General features: G+C 39.4%; 15 protein-coding genes, 2 rRNA genes and 1 other RNA gene. 8 read left to right on the top strand and 10 right to left on the bottom strand.

All coding sequences use genetic code 11. The annotated features are described in order from the left end of the window. The first annotated feature begins 3 nt into the window (after window positions 1-3). From rnpB to ACP5NR_RS03635, 8 genes are all read left to right on the top strand, one after another. Window positions 4-332: RNase P RNA component class A (gene rnpB / locus ACP5NR_RS03670), an RNA gene on the top strand. Between the two features lie 17 nt (window positions 333-349). Further along, on the top strand, window positions 350-1471 hold the full coding sequence (locus ACP5NR_RS03665; protein ID WP_428004889.1) for an MFS transporter: 1122 nt from the start codon (window positions 350-352) through the stop codon (window positions 1469-1471). A gap of 171 nt (window positions 1472-1642) precedes the next feature. Continuing rightward, window positions 1643-2434 (top strand): HAD family hydrolase, encoded by a 792-nt coding sequence (locus ACP5NR_RS03660; protein WP_428004888.1) that lies wholly within the window; start codon window positions 1643-1645, stop codon window positions 2432-2434. Then, the gene (locus ACP5NR_RS03655) at window positions 2434-2700 is read left to right on the top strand and encodes an acylphosphatase (protein WP_428004887.1); all 267 of its coding nucleotides are present in this window, start codon (window positions 2434-2436) and stop codon (window positions 2698-2700) included. Before ACP5NR_RS03660 ends, ACP5NR_RS03655 begins: the two co-directional genes overlap by 1 nt. Before the next feature lie 2 nt (window positions 2701-2702). Then, window positions 2703-3161: a hypothetical protein gene (locus ACP5NR_RS03650; RefSeq protein ID WP_428004886.1), complete on the top strand. Its 459-nt coding sequence runs from the start codon at window positions 2703-2705 to the stop codon at window positions 3159-3161. Next, window positions 3158-4387, top strand: coding sequence for a nucleotidyltransferase (locus ACP5NR_RS03645; RefSeq protein ID WP_428004885.1), 1230 nt, complete (start codon window positions 3158-3160; stop codon window positions 4385-4387). Before ACP5NR_RS03650 ends, ACP5NR_RS03645 begins: the two co-directional genes overlap by 4 nt. Next, the gene (locus tag ACP5NR_RS03640) at window positions 4377-4997 is read left to right on the top strand and encodes an IMPACT family protein (protein WP_428005994.1); all 621 of its coding nucleotides are present in this window, start codon (window positions 4377-4379) and stop codon (window positions 4995-4997) included. The genes ACP5NR_RS03645 and ACP5NR_RS03640 overlap by 11 nt, the downstream gene beginning before the upstream one ends. Before the next feature lie 243 nt (window positions 4998-5240). Further along, window positions 5241-7097 (top strand): ABC transporter substrate-binding protein, encoded by a 1857-nt coding sequence (locus ACP5NR_RS03635; protein ID WP_428005993.1) that lies wholly within the window; start codon window positions 5241-5243, stop codon window positions 7095-7097. Window positions 7098-7142: 45 nt separating this feature from the next. Here the strand turns inward: ACP5NR_RS03635 and ACP5NR_RS03630 are convergent, their stop codons facing one another. The 10 genes from ACP5NR_RS03630 to ACP5NR_RS03585 form a co-directional block, all read right to left on the bottom strand. Further along, window positions 7143-8240, bottom strand: coding sequence for an SLC13 family permease (locus ACP5NR_RS03630; protein ID WP_428004882.1), 1098 nt, complete (start codon window positions 8238-8240; stop codon window positions 7143-7145). Then, the gene (locus ACP5NR_RS03625; protein WP_428004881.1) at window positions 8241-9161 is read right to left on the bottom strand and encodes a 1-phosphofructokinase family hexose kinase; all 921 of its coding nucleotides are present in this window, start codon (window positions 9159-9161) and stop codon (window positions 8241-8243) included. Beyond that, on the bottom strand, window positions 9158-10252 hold the full coding sequence (locus ACP5NR_RS03620) for a THUMP domain-containing class I SAM-dependent RNA methyltransferase (protein WP_428005992.1): 1095 nt from the start codon (window positions 10250-10252) through the stop codon (window positions 9158-9160). The genes ACP5NR_RS03625 and ACP5NR_RS03620 overlap by 4 nt, the downstream gene beginning before the upstream one ends. A gap of 230 nt (window positions 10253-10482) precedes the next feature. Then, window positions 10483-11052: an HD domain-containing protein gene (locus tag ACP5NR_RS03615; protein WP_428004879.1), complete on the bottom strand. Its 570-nt coding sequence runs from the start codon at window positions 11050-11052 to the stop codon at window positions 10483-10485. Window positions 11053-11186: 134 nt separating this feature from the next. Then, window positions 11187-12263 (bottom strand): Gfo/Idh/MocA family protein, encoded by a 1077-nt coding sequence (locus tag ACP5NR_RS03610; RefSeq protein ID WP_428004878.1) that lies wholly within the window; start codon window positions 12261-12263, stop codon window positions 11187-11189. Between the two features lie 10 nt (window positions 12264-12273). Beyond that, entirely contained in the window at window positions 12274-13587 is a 1314-nt protein-coding gene (locus tag ACP5NR_RS03605; protein WP_428004877.1) for a nucleotide sugar dehydrogenase, read from the bottom strand. Then, window positions 13584-14663 carry a DegT/DnrJ/EryC1/StrS family aminotransferase gene (locus ACP5NR_RS03600; protein WP_428004915.1) on the bottom strand — a complete coding sequence of 360 codons (1080 nt, stop codon included), beginning with the start codon at window positions 14661-14663 and terminating at the stop codon, window positions 13584-13586. The genes ACP5NR_RS03605 and ACP5NR_RS03600 overlap by 4 nt, the downstream gene beginning before the upstream one ends. A gap of 255 nt (window positions 14664-14918) precedes the next feature. Then, window positions 14919-15863, bottom strand: coding sequence for a methylenetetrahydrofolate reductase (locus ACP5NR_RS03595; protein ID WP_428005991.1), 945 nt, complete (start codon window positions 15861-15863; stop codon window positions 14919-14921). Window positions 15864-16173: 310 nt separating this feature from the next. Beyond that, window positions 16174-16291, bottom strand: a 5S ribosomal RNA gene (gene rrf / locus ACP5NR_RS03590). A 31-nt stretch (window positions 16292-16322) separates the two neighbouring features. Beyond that, window positions 16323-16468: ribosomal RNA gene (locus tag ACP5NR_RS03585) — 23S ribosomal RNA — on the bottom strand; the annotation flags it as partial.

Here is a 16468-nt window from a genome sequence, read left to right as displayed (position 1 = left end):
GAGGAAATGGAACAGATGATCGCGGCGAAAGCCGAGGAAAGTCCGGACTTCTAAGGGCAGGGTGCCGGGTAACGCCCGGAAGGAGTGATCCTTGAACAGGGCCATAGAAACGAAAACCGCCCGAAAGGGCAAGGATGGAAAGGCGAGGTAAGAGCTCACCGGCGGTCTGGTAACGGACCGGCCTGGTAACCTCCACCCGAAGCAAGACCAAGTCGAGGGGCTATAAGGTGGCCCGCCAATCCCTCTGGTAGGTCGCTCGAGGGATACGGAAACGTATCTCCAAGATAGATGATCATCTAAAACAGAATCCGGCTTACAGTTCCATTTCCTCATTTTAATTGGAGGTTTTATGATCTGGTCTTTTTGGCTTCTTGAGTTTTCGATATACATTCCCATGGCTTTTTTTACATTTATAGGCAATTATTTTAACCAACTTGGTTTTTCGGATCTTCAGAATGGTTTACTTGGAAGTACGGCAGCGATCATCATTTTAGTTTCAAATCCTTTTTGGATGCATGTATCCGATAGAAGGGTTAAAAATTCAATTCTCGCCCTCCTTTCTTTCACAACGGCTTTATCTTTATGGTTAATTTACATCTTCAAAGATTTTTGGTTGATTTTCATATTTGCCACATCAATAGGATTTTTATGGACTTCTATAATTCCCGTTGCAGAATCCATGGCAAGTTACAACGCAAATAAATTTGGCTTTTCTTTTGGAAAAGCCCGTATGATGGGATCTTTGGGTTATGCGCTCGTGATGTTTGCCTTCGGTTACGTCACAAACAATTTCACATTCTTTATGATGGGATCTCTTTCTTTTGCCTTTATAGGAATTATTTCTTTTTTGGTTCCAAAAACTCAAGGTTACAACACGGGTCAGAGAACAAAATTTTCATTTTCTTTGCCTGTTCAATTTTACAGAATGTTGATCTTTGAAATTCTCATAGTCTCTTCAAATGCCTTTGGACTTTATTTCATGCCAATTTTTATGAAATCGAGGGGATATCCAGTATCATTTGCAGGTATATCCATAGCCATACAAGCGCTGGCAGAAATTCCTTTTTTCTTTCTGGCCGACAGAATAGTAAAAAAATTAGGAGTTAAGAGAATGCTCGTGATAGGAGCCATCACCTTCGGAATAAGATGGATTTTGACCTTTTTGATCATGAATCCTTTCATAGTCGTGGCACTTCAATCTTTTGAATTTTTCAACTGGGTGGCCATATATTATGCCGTCTTTTACTATGTCAATTCAAAAATCAATTCATCCAAAAGGTCTGATGCTCACGCACTCTTCTGGATGACAACGAGTGGCTTATCAATGGTTTTTGGAGATATATTCGGCGGATGGATTTCAAACACTTTTGGAGTGGCAAATGGATACCTCTTTTTTGGGATATTTTCCATTGTCATAGGTTTGTCTTACGCCATATTTGAAAAATCTCCCGATCTGAAGCCAGAAAGATGAGGACAGACAATTGTTCGTTGAAATATACTGAACCAGTTTTAAATTCCGAATCATCGCTCAACAAGGAATCGCTTTTTGCCGATCACTGATTACGCGTCACGCGTCACTGTTTAATTTTAAAGGATATTTGGTATAATTTGATTGATTTGAATGCAAAGCGGGGCTTATAAAATGAAAAAGATCCTCATTTTTGATCTTGACGGGACAATTGTCGTTAATTCTCGAATAGATCCAAAATTAAGAGATCTGATTAAAAATTTGTCACAATCACACACGGTGATCTTCGCGTCCGGAAGAATGTTTTCATCTATGGATCAACTGCTCAAAAAAAATGATCTTTCGGGAATAGAGATCGCTTACAACGGGTCTTTGATTTATTTCGACGGTACCTTTTACAAATTTTGCCTTGATAAAGTCGATACACTTTCAATCTTGAATTTCCTGAGGAAAGAAAAAATTCACAGGCAAATTTATGTTGATGATCTGCTTTATGTCGAAGAAGAAAATGAATTTTCCCGTGCTTATTCTCAACAGGCTGAGATCGAATACAAAGTTGTTCAAAATCTTGACGAAGTCGCTAAATCGGGATGTATATTTAAAATTCTTGCTTTCGATACGTCAGACAAAATCGATCTCACAAAAACAAAGGCAGTTAAAGCCATTCAACAAAATGCCGATATTTTCACATCTTCAAAGGTTTACCTTGAGTTCGTAAAAAAGGGCGTCAACAAAAGATCCGCCGTAGAATTCGTTTCCAAAAAATTGAATTTTTCTTTCAAAGATACGATATCTTTCGGAGATGGGGAAAATGATTCGGAATTGCTTGAAAAATCTGGAATAAGTTTTGCCATGGTTCCGGGAAATGAAAAACTTAGAAAAGTTGCGACTTACATAACCGATAACGATGATGGAATGGGTGCATTCAGATCTCTTAAATATCTTGAATCGATTGGAGAGATATGATGATTTCAAGAGTTTACATCATCAAGGGAACCGTTCAGGGTGTTGGCTTCAGATCTTTCATATACAACCGTGCGAAAGCACTGGAAATAAAGGGATATGTTGAAAATCTTGACGATGGATCGGTCAAAGTGGTTGCCGAAGGAGAAGATTCCGATTTGTCGGCATTTGAGGGGTATCTGTATGAAGGTTCTGCTTTTTCAACAGTTGACTCTGTTGAATTTGAAGAATTTCCAGTTCATGGGTATAAAGATTTCGAGGTGTTTTAACTTTGCAAACTTTAAGGACATTCATCAATTTCTTTTCGGGTGAAATCGAGATTTTCGTTGCGGGTGCTATTCTTGTGCTTTTCATAACGATAATCACGTTGTCGCTTTCGATGAGTCAATTTTTTGGCTCAACTGTCTACCTTTCTCGATTTTTTTTGGTTATTTTGATTTCAATGGTAATCGCAGGCATATCCATCCAATTATCAAACGTTAAAAGGTTAACAGATGGGTATGAAGGGTATCTTTTCTCTTCTATTGCCGTTATAGCGAATTCAATTGCCGTGATATTTGAAACCTTTGAGATGCTATTATACGGCATGAACTGGTTTGGATTTGATTTTCTCAGAGTTCAGACGGACAATTCTCTTTTGGATCTGATAGGGTTTCTTATCTTTCTTTACACCGTTCTGATGACAATCATTTCCATGCTTGATCTCATATACGCAGTTGGTGAATCATGAAAGTGCTCGGCGTAGTAGTCGAATACAACCCGTTTCACGCAGGCCATCTGTACCATTTGAGAAATGCCATCGATCTTGTAAAGCCTGACTTCACGATTGCCGTGATGAGCGGCAATTTTGTTCAAAGGGGAGAACCCGCGATCGTTGAAAAGTTTGCAAGAACGGAGATGGCTTTGCGTGCCGGAGTGGACGTTGTTTTTGAACTTCCGGCCATTTACGCGATTCAGGACGCAAGCGGTTTTGCAAAGGGTGCCATTGGAATACTCAATTCCACAAATGTGGTTGACGATATCGTCTTTGGTTCTGAAAGCAATGATATCGAAAATATTGAAAAAATAGCATCTTTGGTCTTTGAAGAGCCTGAAGAATTCAAAAACGGACTCAAAGAAAATCTTAAGGCGGGTTTATCTTTTCCAAACGCAAGAAGACTTGCAATTTCGAGGTTAATAGATGAAAAAGCCGAAGAGATGAGATATTCAAACAACATTCTTGGCATAGAATATGTGGTCGCTTTAAAAAAATTGAGATCTAAAATTACGCCCCATACCATAAAAAGAATAGGATCAAATTACAACGATGAAAACATAACTTCCATTCCGAGTGCGACGGCGATAAGAAAAGCAATATTTCAGGGAAAACAGATCGAAGGTTTACCTGATTTTTCCGCTGAGATACTTCAAAGGGAGTTTTCAAACGGCAGAGGGCCGGTATTTTTTGAAGATTTTTTCGATCTTGTGCGCCAAAAGATCATACTCTTGAGAAGGGAAGGCCTTGAAAACATCTATGGCTTCAACGAAGGATTATCCGAAAGATTTTTCAGGGCAGCCTGTTTTGCAAAGGATTCAAAATCCTTTCTCCAACTCGTCAACACAAAACGTTTTACCATCACAAGGATAAAAAGAAGAATGGTATATGTCATCTTTGAAATTGAAAAATCATTCATTTCGAGGTCAAACGAGTCAGGACCTCAATATTTAAGACTTTTAGGTTTCAGAAAACAATCAAGAGGCGTTTTACGACTTATCTCTGACAGATCTTCGATACCTTTGATCTCAAATCTTTCCGAATTTAAAAGCGCAATCCAAAACAGGAATGTCGATATAGCACTTGCTCAGGAACAATTAAACTTCGATCTTAAAGTTTCCAATCTTTACAAACTTCATTTGAAATCCAACACGAATATTTGCAAAGATGATTTCAGAAAACCCATTATCTATGAAGGATGAAAACGAAAAAAATTTCGGTTCATTCCTATCTATCGAAAGAACAAGAGAAAAGGTAACGATTCAAAGATCGATCTTCATATCAACGGCAGAACACGTTGAAAACGTCGACGAAGCGAAATCATTTATATCCGCGGTTTCAAAAGAATTCAACGATGCAAATCACAACTGCTGGGCTTACAAGGTTGGAGAATTTGAATTGTGCTCAGATAACGGTGAGCCATCCGGAACGGCGGGCAAGCCCATTCTTAACGCGATAAAGTCCTCCAATTTAGACAGAATTGTTGTAGTCGTGACAAGATATTTCGGTGGAATAAAACTTGGCATAAGAGGCTTAATCGATGCTTACTGTTATGCCACAAAAATCGCCCTTGAAGATGGAACAAAAAAAAGATTTCTTGAAGGGCGCATAGTCGAGATTCAATGTAAATACGATGAATTCGATAAGTTAAGATACAAATTCAAGAAATCAGGATATTTTTACTTATCTCCGCCTGTCTTCGGTGAAAATGTGAAGATAAAACTCTTTATCCCCGAAGACGAAAAGATAGATCTCAGCCATGTTGAAGTAGGTAAAACGGAAATAGAAAAAGAACAATTGATTAAAATTTAGCAAATTACGATTCAAATCATGATCGTAATTTTTTTTTTACTTATTCTACAACATTTCTTAATTGACATCAAATTTGTTAAGAGTTAAGATATAGATTAAGTTGCAGGTACTTGTAAGTAATAAATATTAAACAATTATGTCAATTAAAGTAAACAACATCCCTTTAATTCTGCTTTTACGGTTATTTTGAATATTATGGCGGTATTCGCCGCATCTTTACATTTTGAAGGGAGGTCTTTGGTAATGAAAAGAGTGCTTGTATTATTATTGATTGGCAGTATGTTCATTGGTGTAGCACTCGCAGGCGGAGTTGTGAATTTCGGAATGTACTCCGATATCACATCTCTAAACATCTGGTCCATGTTAGGACCGAACGCAACTTCGTGGAACTTTTATCCGGCAATTGACAAGTATGGATCGCTTTACGGCTTGTCGGACGTCACAAATCAGTTGGTGCCATCTCTTGCGGATGGAATGTGGTCAACATTTGAAGCAACTACCGTAGAGGGAACATCCGCATACGTTACAACCGTGCATTTGCTCAAAGGCGTAAAATGGTCGGATGGAACACCTTTCACCGCAAATGACGTGGTCTTCTCCTATAACGTGCCATATGAACTAAACATGCCCGGCAACTGGGGTGGAGATTATCCGCCGGCACCTTACAACTTCATAGAGGCGACAAAGGTTAATGACTACACCGTCGATCTTTACGTCAAACAGCCAAGCGGAGAATTCATATATGAAACGCTTATGGCTCCAATAGTGCAGGAAAAATTCTGGGAACCAGTTTACGAAGCGGCTCTCAAAACTTCCAATCCTGCCCAGTACATGATGAATTACGATACGAATCTCTACGATGAGCCATCGATAGGACCTATAACGGTTTCTCAATGGCAACATGGTGCATTTATAAAAGATACGGCCATTCAAAATTATTCTTTTAAGGGCGAGCAAGAGATAGAATATGCCAACGGTGCCATTCAGTACGTTGATCCGGCGCTCGGCATAAATGCGACGTATTACGGTACACCCGAAGGCACTGTCGATCATACGTTTGTCACAGGCCCTTACGTCGATTCGATAGTTTACGATATCTACCAGAATCAGACCGCAGCCGTTGCTGCGCTCATGAATGGCACAATCGGCTACATGCTCAGTCCGAACGGCCTTGAGAAAGGTTTTGTGCAGGAACTTCAAACGAATCCAAATGTCAAGATAGTCCAAAACCAGGACCTTGGCTTCGATTACATAGCATTTAACATGAGAAAGTATCCTATGAACAACAAAGCATTCAGAGTCGCCATAGCCTATTTGATAGACAGAAACATGCTTGCAAACAAAATTCTGCCGGGCTCTATAGTGCCTCTTGCCTCTTTGGTGCCTCCCGGAAATACTTTCTGGTACAATCCAAACCTTAAATATTACGGAGAAGGCATGGATACGGCACAAAGGTACGAATCGGCCATAGACGTGCTTAAAAAAGCAGGCTTTACATGGCTTATTTCACCGAAGATAGAAAATGGGCAACTTGTCCAGCGTGGAGAAGGGCTTATGGGGCCGGATGGGAAACTCGTAAAGCAAATAACGATGCTTGCACCATCCGCAGGGTATGACCCGATAAGGGCAACGATAGCCTTGTGGATAGAGAAATGGGCAAACGATATAGGCATTCCGCTTTACGCCGATCTCACAAGTTTCAACAACATCGTTAATGCCGTATGGAATGAAAATTTCAATTTCGATATCTACATGCTTGGCTGGGGTATAACGATATATCCAAGTTACATCCACGACTTCTTTGCACAATCACAAAATGTACCCGGCGGATTCAATTCGCCAGGATATGACAATCCACAATTCGAGCAAATTGCACGTGAGTTTATAGCACAGACCGATATGAGCAAGGCACGCCAATATGCATTCCAACTTGAGCAGATGTTGGAAGACGATGTTCCGTACGTTGTGATATACTCATCCAATCTTATGGAGGCATATAGACCTGATAAAGTACAATTCGCATACACTCACACGCTCGGTGGAATTCAAAATGTTTATGGTGAACAGGGGTTTGTAAAAGCAGTTGACACCGCCCAGTAAAACAAAGAAACAAAATAACCGGGTCGAAAGACCCGGCTTTTTATTTTAAACAAAGGAGAAAAGAACAAGCATTCCCAAAAATAAAGGTATGGAGTAAAGGTGAAAGTATTTCAGGTAATTGGATTTGAAATCTTTTTTGTATATGGAGAAGGCTATTATGTTCGCCAAAGATCCGACCAAAGTTCCAAATCCGCCGACACTTACCCCTAAAAGCAAAGGTTTCCAGAGATTTGTGAAGGCCGAAATAACTATGGCCGAAGGTACGTTGCTTATGATCTGAGAAAGCAATGCCGATGTTAAAAACACATTTCTTCCGTTGTTCAGAAAAGAGGGAAGATTCTGGAGCCATGTCATAGAAGTTATCTCTCCGGATAAGACGAAAAACGCAATGAAGGTGCCAAGCAGGAAATAATCAACGCCAAAAAGTAATTTTCTATCAGACAGAACCACGTAAGCAAGTATAAAACTTCCTATCACGAAAATATCTCCAAGTCTCAATATCGACGCGATCATCAAAAAAAGTAGCAGTAAATACATCCACCATTGTTTTTGAAGCGTTACGATTCTTGAAACACGGCTCACGGGCCTGTTTTTGACGAACAAGATGGTAACGATCGCAATTGCAAGTGCAATAACCGAAAATAACCCCACATACAGCATGAACTCTATTGCCGGCGATTGATAGTGTGTGTAAATGTAAATATTTTGCGGATTTCCAAAAGGCGTAAACGAACTCATTCCATTCGCCACCACCGATTCAAGTATGACGAGCCACATTGGATCAAAATCGGATCTTTTTGCAACGCTGATCGTAAGAGGAACTATGACAAGCAACGTTACATCGTTCGTGACAAGCGGAGCGAGTATCGCGGTCAAAATTAAGAGTAAAACCGAAAGTTTGCGTATATCCTGAGATCGCGAGATCAAATGAATGCCCCAGTAATCAAGGACTCCTTTTTCTTTCAGCCCTGAATTTATGATCATCATTATAAGCAATATCCAAAGTACTCTTATCTGATCCGACCCTATAAAAGTTACCGGATTTTTTCCGACAATTAAGATCGTCAGAATTGCAAAAGCAGAGGCAATTAAAAAAAGCCATTCTTTGGAAAGTCTGATCGTTATCTTTCTTAAAATATCCATTTATCTTATCTTTTCTATCTCCACTTCTTTTATTATCTTTTCAACATCCGATCTTTTAGAAAGTGTTGTGCCTTCGTTCATAACGGCCGCTGCACCGCACGCACTTGCGAGTTTAAGTGCATCTTCAATTGATTCATCCCTTTTAGATACAAAACCGGCCAAAAATGAATCGCCCGCACCAACACCGCCTTTAACTTTAACGTTTATTGGCTTTATCCTGTAAAGATGACCATCGATATATGATACGGATCCTTTTCCACCCAAAGTCACAAGTACATTCGAAATTTTATATTTTTTTGCCACTTCTTCGGCAGATTTTTCAACTTCTTCGAATTTAACCTCTTTTCCAACAAGGCGCGACAATTCATGGATGTTCGGCTTTATTCCGAAAGGTCCTGCTTTAACGGCTTCTTTGAGGTTTTCACCGTCCGTATCAACGTAGATTTTGACATTTTTTGACTTTGCAATTTTGACGATATCACCGTAAACACTTGATTGAAGGCCTAAAGGTAAACTGCCGGATGCAACAAGTACATCTTTTTCTCTTAAGACCGTCTTGAGCATATCTATTATCATCTCATATTCAGTTTCGGTCAGAGGTTTACCCGGAAGATTAAGTCTATATTGGTTTTTACGACTCTGAACGATGATGTTCATTCTTGTTTCGTGCTTCACCCTTACAGCCGCGTAAAGCACTCTTTCGTTATCTAACATGAATTCCATTCTTTCTCCGTTTGATCCACCCAAAGGACATATCGCTATCGATGTTCCACCTATTTCCTTTATGACGCGTGAAACATCTATACCTTTACCAGCCGCGTATTCTTGAGTGTCTTTTACCCTTATCGAATCATCTGGAACCAATTCATCGATGTAAAGATATCTATCGAGACTTGGATTCATTGTCAATGTGAAGATCAATTCAAATTCCTCCTTTCATACTTGTAAAGCCTGACCTCTATTCTTCCGTTGAACATCTTTCTGTTTCCGTTGGATTTAAGAAATGATTTTTCAAAATTTATGTCGGCCGTTAAAAGATAAAAATTCCAATCCTTAAGAAAGATGAATTTATCTCTTAAGGTTTTGTAAATTTCGGCGTCAATTTCCATTCTTTTCCCGTAAGGTAGATTGGAGATGAAAAAACCGTTTGAATCCTTTGGCGTGAATCTTTCAACGCTTACGGCACGAAAATCTATGTATTTTTCAAGGCCCATTCTTCCTGCGTTTCTTATTGCGGAATCTATAATTTTTTTATCCATATCCGAACCGGTTATCTTCGCTTCAGAATCAACTACGGCCTTTTTTGCCTCTCTTTTTTCAGTAGCAACAATGTCTTTTGGAAAATTTTCCCATGCTTCATATGCAAATTTACGTAAAATTCCTGGCGCAATGTTTTTTGCCATCATCATGGCTTCAATTGGAATCGTACCGGCTCCGCAAAAGCCATCCCAAAGCGGGAACCTATCATTCCATTTGCTTAACATGATGATTGCGGCTGCCATCGTTTCTTTCAAAGGGGCTTCTGAAATTTCCGTTCTGTAGCCTCTTTTATTTAAACTGTCACCGGTTGTATCGATACCAATTGTAACATGATCTTTGAGTATATAAACTTTGATCCTGTACAATGCTCCATCTTCAGAAAATTTTTGCACATGGTAGCGTGTTTTAAGTTTTTCAACGATAGCCTTTTTTATTATCGATTGACAGGCTGGCTCACTTGAAAGCGTCGATTTAACGGACGAAACTTCGACTGGAAATTTCGCATCTATTGTAAGAAAATCACTCCAATCGATTTTAAAAGTTTTATCGAAGAGTGTACCAAAATCCGAAGCATCGAAATCTCCAACTTTTATCATGACGCGGTTTGCCGTCCTTAACCACAAATTGGCGTGTACGATATCTTCAAAATCGCCGGCAAAATTCACACGACCGTCTTCAACTTTCGTTTCGTACCCGAGTTTTTGCAATTCTAACTTTGTAACGCTCTCAATACCAAAGGCTGTCAAAGCCATAAGATCAAAATTCTTCTCCATATTTGAAATTATACCAAATCATGTGTAAAATAGATATGGAAAAGAATATATTCCATTAATTTCTTGATTTTATAAGTGATCATCTTAAATGTGAAATATCGTTGGCTCCGGCATTTGCCTTTCGGTGTCTGTCCTCCGCCAAACTCAAATTTGCATTTCACTTTTAAAAGAGATTTAATAAATCAAAAAAGTTAACATGAAATTACATTTCAATGATAAGTAATGTCCTCTTTAAGCGATTGAACGAATTCAAATACAATTGCATAACGCTTTTCAGCCATTTTCTTGGCCGTTTTTGTGTACATCAAATCTTTGAGTTTTAAGATCTTATTCTCAAAATGTGCTATCGTTTCCTCGAAACTTCTGTTGTTCAAAACGGAATACGCTATTGTCCTGTATATTCCCATCGCACCCATCGCATCGAGTTTGTCGGCATCCTGTAAAATCTTTGCCTCGACCGTTTGAGGAATAAGACCCTTCGAAAATCTATGAGCCGATATAGCATAAGATATTTCTTCAGCATGAGGATACCCGATAGTTTTTAAAAATTCAAAGGCCATTTGAGATCCAACCTTCGCATGATCTATTGATTCATCTTTTTCTTCAAGAGGCCTTGCTATATCATGAAGGTATGCGGCAGGGATCAATATCTCCATTTCTGCATTTTCATTTTTTCCTATAATCTCACAAAATTTAACCACTCTCAAGACATGATCAAAGCCGTGAGACGAATCCGAATTCATCTTTCCTTTTGTAAATTCAATTATTTTATCGATCATTTCACCTCTCCAATTTTTAATTCACTTTAAAAGTCGAATGCTTATTTACCAAAGCGGAGGATATCCACCGCAGCGATGATTCTTAATTGGAATTTTGTTTGGTATAAATGAAGAAGCACGGAAATCCGTGCTTCTCACTTTCGAAGGGGGGACATGGAAGATGTTGAAAAATCAATTGGAAATTGTACCGGTCGCCCATAAAGAGAAGATTGATAGATGCCCAATATTATCTCAAGCGCCTTCATTCCCTCTTCACCGGTAATGTAAGGAGGATGTCCGTTTTTTATAGAATCGATAAAATCTTTGTAAAGCGGAACGTGGCCTGATCCATAAACAGTTTCCGGATCCGGCAGATCCATGAATGGATGTTTGTCTTCATTTTCGAATTTCCAAGTTAAAATTCTGTTTGTGGCAAGACCGCCTATTACGACTGTACCGCGCTCACCGAAAATCGAAAAAACCTCTTCAAGATTTTTTGGATAGACATTTGATGTGCCTTCCACTATACCGACGGCACCATTTGAAAATTTAACTATTCCAACTCCCAGATCTTCCGCTTCTATGTAAGGATGATTAAGGTTGGTTATGTAACCATATATTTCAGTCATTTTTCCACCAAGCATCCACTGAAGCAGATCTATGCCATGTGTTGACTGATTTGAAAGCACTCCACCATCCATTGACCATGTACCTCGCCACGGAGCCTGATCGTAATATGCTTTGTTTCTATTCCACCTTACAGCGATATGAGCGTGGAAGATCTTTCCGAAGGCACCAGACTCTATTTTTTTTCTTAATTCTTGAATGGCTGGATTAAATCTATTTTGAAAACAAACACCAAAGTTCAAATTCTCGGTTCTGGCTACGTCACACATCTCACGAGCATCTTTAACAGATAAAGCCATTGGCTTTTCAACGAGTACGTGCTTTCCGGATTTCAAAGATTCAATCGTTAAATCTTTGTGCTTACCCGATTCCGTTGCAATTGAAACAAAATCCAACTTTTCTTCGAGCATCTTTTTGTGATCCGTGTAAACTTTAGGCCTTTTCAATCCTGCTTTTTCCAGTATCGCAGCGGCATTTTCCGCTCTTTCCTTTACCGGATCGCAAACAGCGGCGAATTCAAAGATGTCGGCATTTTTAATGGCAGATTCAAGATGTTTTTGAGTTCCTATTCTTCCACAGCCAATAAGGCCACCTTTTAATTTCATCGAATCACCTTCATATAACGTAAAGGTTCGGGTATCCATGTTCTGAAGATAATTCTTTTGTGACATTCTTCGTGTCAAAAACAAGCGGGGCATTGTCAAGTAAAAATTTGTAATCAACATGTTTCTTGTGTGCCGTTGTTATTATGACACCATCCAAAGACTTTAAAAGTTCCTGAGTAAGCGCAACGCTCTTGTAGATTTTGTCGTGGTGGGTAAATTGTGGTATGTAAGGATCATGGTAAATCAAAATAGATCCTTTTTTCTCGAGATGCTCAACAACTTTAAGTGCCGGCGATTCTCTTATATCATCTATATCTCCTTTGTAAGCAACTCCCATAACAAGAATTTTAGAACCGTTAAGACATTTTTTTCTTTCATTCAAAAGATCGGAAAGTCTTTCAACGACATATTCAGACATAGAATCGTTTATTTCTCCTGCCAGTTCTATCAACCTTGTGTGATAATCGTATTCCCTTGCTTTGTAAGTAAGATAAAACGGATCTATTGGTATGCAATGGCCCCCAACACCAGGACCGGGATAAAATGGCATAAATCCGAAAGGCTTTGTCGCGGCCGCATCTACAACTTCCCAGTAATTTATTCCCATTTTATTCGAGACAAGTGCCATCTCATTTGCAAGTGCTATATTCACTATTCTGAAAGTATTTTCAAGTATTTTGGCCATCTCGGCCTCTCTCGGTGAAGAAACCACTTTAACCGGTGCTTCTAATATGGCTTCATACATCGCCTTTGCATGTTTCGTGCACTCACCAGTTACCCCACCGACTATTTTCGGCGTATTTTTGGTTTTATACATAAGATTTCCCGGATCTACTCTTTCCGGACTGAAGGCAAGAAAGAAATCTTTTCCCACTTTCAGACCAGTTTCTTCAAGTATCGGAAGCACAACTTCATTTGTCGTACCCGGGTAAGTTGTGGATTCAAGTGTGACAAGCATCCCTTTGTGAAGGCGTGGCTTTATTTCTTTTGTGCTGTCAATTATGTATGTAAGATCCGGTTGCTTGAACTTATCAAGAGGAGTGGGTACACAAATGGTAACCACATCACAATTTTTTATCTCATCAAAATCGATCGTCGCTCTTAATTTTTTCTCCTTGACAAGTTTTTCGAGATCTGAATCGACGATATCACCTATGTAATTGTGGCCTGCATTCACCATGTCAACTTTGATCTTTTGCACATCAAATCCAACAACGTTGAAACCTGCTTTTGCTTTTTCGACGGCCAGCGGTAATCCAACATAGCCGAGGCCTATTACCCCGACAGTTGCTTTTCTTGAAGTTATCTTTTCAAATAAAGTCATGATCTTACCTCCATGTAAGATTTTATTTTATTCGCAACGTATTCTTGTTCATCAGGTTTAATTTCTGGAAAAATCGGAATGGCAAGTGATTCCCGAGAAAGTTTTTCCGCAACCGGAAAATCTCCGTTTTTATATCCGAGAAACGAAAAACATTTTTGAAGATGCAAAGGAATTGGATAGTATATGGCTGTGCCCACACCTTCATTTGTGAGATATTCTCTCAAATCATCACGCGCTTTAGTTTTGATAACATATTGATGAAAAACGTATGTTCTGTCTCCGGGCACTTCGGGACATTGTACAAAATCGCCAAGAAGATTGGAATATCTTTTTGCAACCTTGATTCTTGCATCTATCCATTCATCAAGGTGAGAAAATTTGACGTTCAACACGGCGGCCTGAATTTCATCCATACGGGAATTGTATCCGATCTCTTCGTGAACGTACTTCTGACGTGCACCATGCACTCTTAAGGATTTAACTCTTTTTGCAATTTCTTCTGAATTGGTAAGCACCATTCCCGCATCTCCGTAAGCACCAAGATTTTTCGTTGGAAAAAAAGAAAGGATACCGGCTTCTCCGATAGCACCTGTTTTGAATTTTTTGCCATCAACCAATGCTTCGGATCCTATCGATTGAGCCGCATCTTCAAGTATTTTTATTCCATGTTCGTCACACACCGATTTAAGATAATCCATGTTTACGCTTTTCCCAAAAAGATGAACCGGTATGACGACCTTTATCGATTTGTCAGATTCTATTTGTTTTTTAACGAGATCGACGTTTATGTTGAAATCTTCGTTCACATCTACAAAAATCGGAATTGCGCCAAGTCTTGTTATGGCACTTGCAGTTGCAAAAAAAGTGTAAGGCGTGGTGAGAACATGATCCCCTTTTTCTATTCCCATTGATTGCAGAGCCAAAAGCAAAGCATCACTTCCGTTGCCAACAGCCACGGCGTAATTTGTGCCAACGTAATTTGCTATTTTTTCTTCTATTTCTTCCACATTTTGACCTAAAATGACAACGCCGTTTGATATCGTTTCATCTATTTTCTTTAGCATTTCTTCTCGCATACCTTTGTACTGCCTTGTCAAATCAAAAAGAGGAACTTTCAACATACTCACCTCCGTTAATTAACTTACTTTATGATTATAACACCTAAAAACACAAATGTCAACACCACAAATGGTAAAAAGTGACGAGTAATCAGCAAAAAAGCATATGGCGGGTAGCCGGTGGCACGTGGAAAAAAACAATGACAGGTAACGCGTGATCAGTGAACAGAGAAGCAAAGAGCCGGCGCTTTTTAGGTGATCAGATTCGGAATTTCAAGCGTAAGAAACTCTTTCAAGCAAGGCTTTCGTCGATTTTCCTTTTCCCATGGTAAAAACGTGTATTCCCGAAACACCGTAATCGAAAAGTTTTTCAACGAGTCTTGCCATGTATTTCGTACCAACTTCAAACTCTTCCTTCGGGCTTCTTGCTTCTTCCATGGCTACAACAAGATCATTTGGAATATCGACAAAAAAGGTGCTTGGTATTTTTAACATCGATTTTGTTTGAACTATTGGCTTTATTCCGGGAATTATCGGAACATTTATTCCGAATTCTCTTGCCCTTTCAACGAAGTTTTTGTAAACGTTGAAATCGAAAAACATCTGAGTTATTATGTAATTTGCGCCCGCATCAACTTTTTTCTTTAAATTTTTCATGTCTTCATCGAAATTCATAGCCTCATAGTGCTTTTCCGGATAACCTGCAATTCCTATGCAAAAATTGGTAGGCTTTGGGTTGTCAACAGGATAAAGATATATTCCTTTATTCATGTTTGAAATCTGTTCAACCAATTCATTCGCATGGTAATAATTGTCTTTTTCAAAGGTAAATTCTCTTTTGTTTTCGATCTCTCCTCTTATGACAAAGACATTTTCTATATCGAGATATTTGAAATCTATTAGCATATCTTCTATCTCAAACTTACTCATTCCCATGCAAAGCACGTGAGGCACCACATCCACGTTATATCTGTTCTTAATGGCCGCACTTACGCCTACGGTGCCTGGCTTTCTTACTTTTGGGATCTTTACTATTCGATCGCCAATCTCAACGTAACTTATCTCTGGAGCGTGTCTTGTTATGTTTATAAATGAAGGAGAAAATTTCATAAGTTCGTCTATCGTGAAAAAAATTTCATCTATATCCTGACCTCTGTCAGGCGGTAGAATTTCAAGAGACAATATACGCTGTTTTTTCATCGCATCGATTACTTTCATTGGCATTTCCTTCCTTTACCTTCGAAATTTTTCATATTCTGAAAACAGGCGAAGAATATGTTCCATTAACCTCTTGACTTTTTAGGCGATCAACTTTAACAAAATCATCGCTCCGGCAGGTGCCCCACTCGATGTCTGGTCCTCGCGCTGCTGCGGAGGCCATCTCGGAGGCATCCTACCCTCTGCTTAAATTAAATGAACATTCGGCTTTTAAAATAAGTTAAGTATAGTGTATATTTTACCATCAAAAAGCAGTAAGGAAATAAAAACAAAGCGGGACTCAAGATGAGTTCCGCAGTTTTGTAACTAAGCCGGGCAACAACCTACTCTCGCAAAGGGTCGCCCCCTTACTACCATCGGCCCGAACTGGCTTAACGGCCGTATTCGGAATGGGAACGGGTGTTTCCCAGTCCGGTATCACCACCCGGCATATCAGTCATTCAAAACTGAATAGAGCTTTAGGTTAAGGCCTCGGGTTATTAGTACCGGTCGGCTCTACATGTCGCCATGCCTCCACCTCCGGCCTATCAAGGTCCTGTTCTCGAACCACCCTTACCTCTTTCGAGTGGGAGACCTTATCTTGGGGTTTGCTTCGCGCTTAGATG

It is taken from the genome of Athalassotoga sp., assembly GCF_049965695.1.
In the GTDB taxonomy this organism is placed as follows: domain Bacteria; phylum Thermotogota; class Thermotogae; order Mesoaciditogales; family Mesoaciditogaceae; genus Athalassotoga.
The sequence above is the reverse complement of the archived record's forward strand: the minus strand, read 5'-3'. Positions and strand labels throughout refer to the sequence as shown.

What these genes read in the sequence shown, in the direction of transcription:
- ACP5NR_RS03665 (WP_428004889.1), top strand. Translation starts at nt 350, where the DNA reads ATGATCTGGTCTTTTTGGCTTCTTGAGTTTTCGATATACATTCCCATG.
- ACP5NR_RS03660 (WP_428004888.1), top strand. Translation starts at nt 1,643, where the DNA reads ATGAAAAAGATCCTCATTTTTGATCTTGACGGGACAATTGTCGTTAAT.
- ACP5NR_RS03655 (WP_428004887.1), top strand. Translation starts at nt 2,434, where the DNA reads ATGATTTCAAGAGTTTACATCATCAAGGGAACCGTTCAGGGTGTTGGC.
- ACP5NR_RS03645 (WP_428004885.1), top strand. Translation starts at nt 3,158, where the DNA reads ATGAAAGTGCTCGGCGTAGTAGTCGAATACAACCCGTTTCACGCAGGC.
- ACP5NR_RS03640 (WP_428005994.1), top strand. Translation starts at nt 4,377, where the DNA reads ATGAAGGATGAAAACGAAAAAAATTTCGGTTCATTCCTATCTATCGAA.
- ACP5NR_RS03635 (WP_428005993.1), top strand. Translation starts at nt 5,241, where the DNA reads ATGAAAAGAGTGCTTGTATTATTATTGATTGGCAGTATGTTCATTGGT.
- ACP5NR_RS03630 (WP_428004882.1), bottom strand. Translation starts at nt 8,240, where the DNA reads ATGGATATTTTAAGAAAGATAACGATCAGACTTTCCAAAGAATGGCTT.
- ACP5NR_RS03620 (WP_428005992.1), bottom strand. Translation starts at nt 10,252, where the DNA reads ATGGCTTTGACAGCCTTTGGTATTGAGAGCGTTACAAAGTTAGAATTG.
- ACP5NR_RS03615 (WP_428004879.1), bottom strand. Translation starts at nt 11,052, where the DNA reads ATGATCGATAAAATAATTGAATTTACAAAAGGAAAGATGAATTCGGAT.
- ACP5NR_RS03610 (WP_428004878.1), bottom strand. Translation starts at nt 12,263, where the DNA reads ATGAAATTAAAAGGTGGCCTTATTGGCTGTGGAAGAATAGGAACTCAA.
- ACP5NR_RS03605 (WP_428004877.1), bottom strand. Translation starts at nt 13,587, where the DNA reads ATGACTTTATTTGAAAAGATAACTTCAAGAAAAGCAACTGTCGGGGTA.
- ACP5NR_RS03600 (WP_428004915.1), bottom strand. Translation starts at nt 14,663, where the DNA reads ATGCGAGAAGAAATGCTAAAGAAAATAGATGAAACGATATCAAACGGC.
- ACP5NR_RS03595 (WP_428005991.1), bottom strand. Translation starts at nt 15,863, where the DNA reads ATGAAAGTAATCGATGCGATGAAAAAACAGCGTATATTGTCTCTTGAA.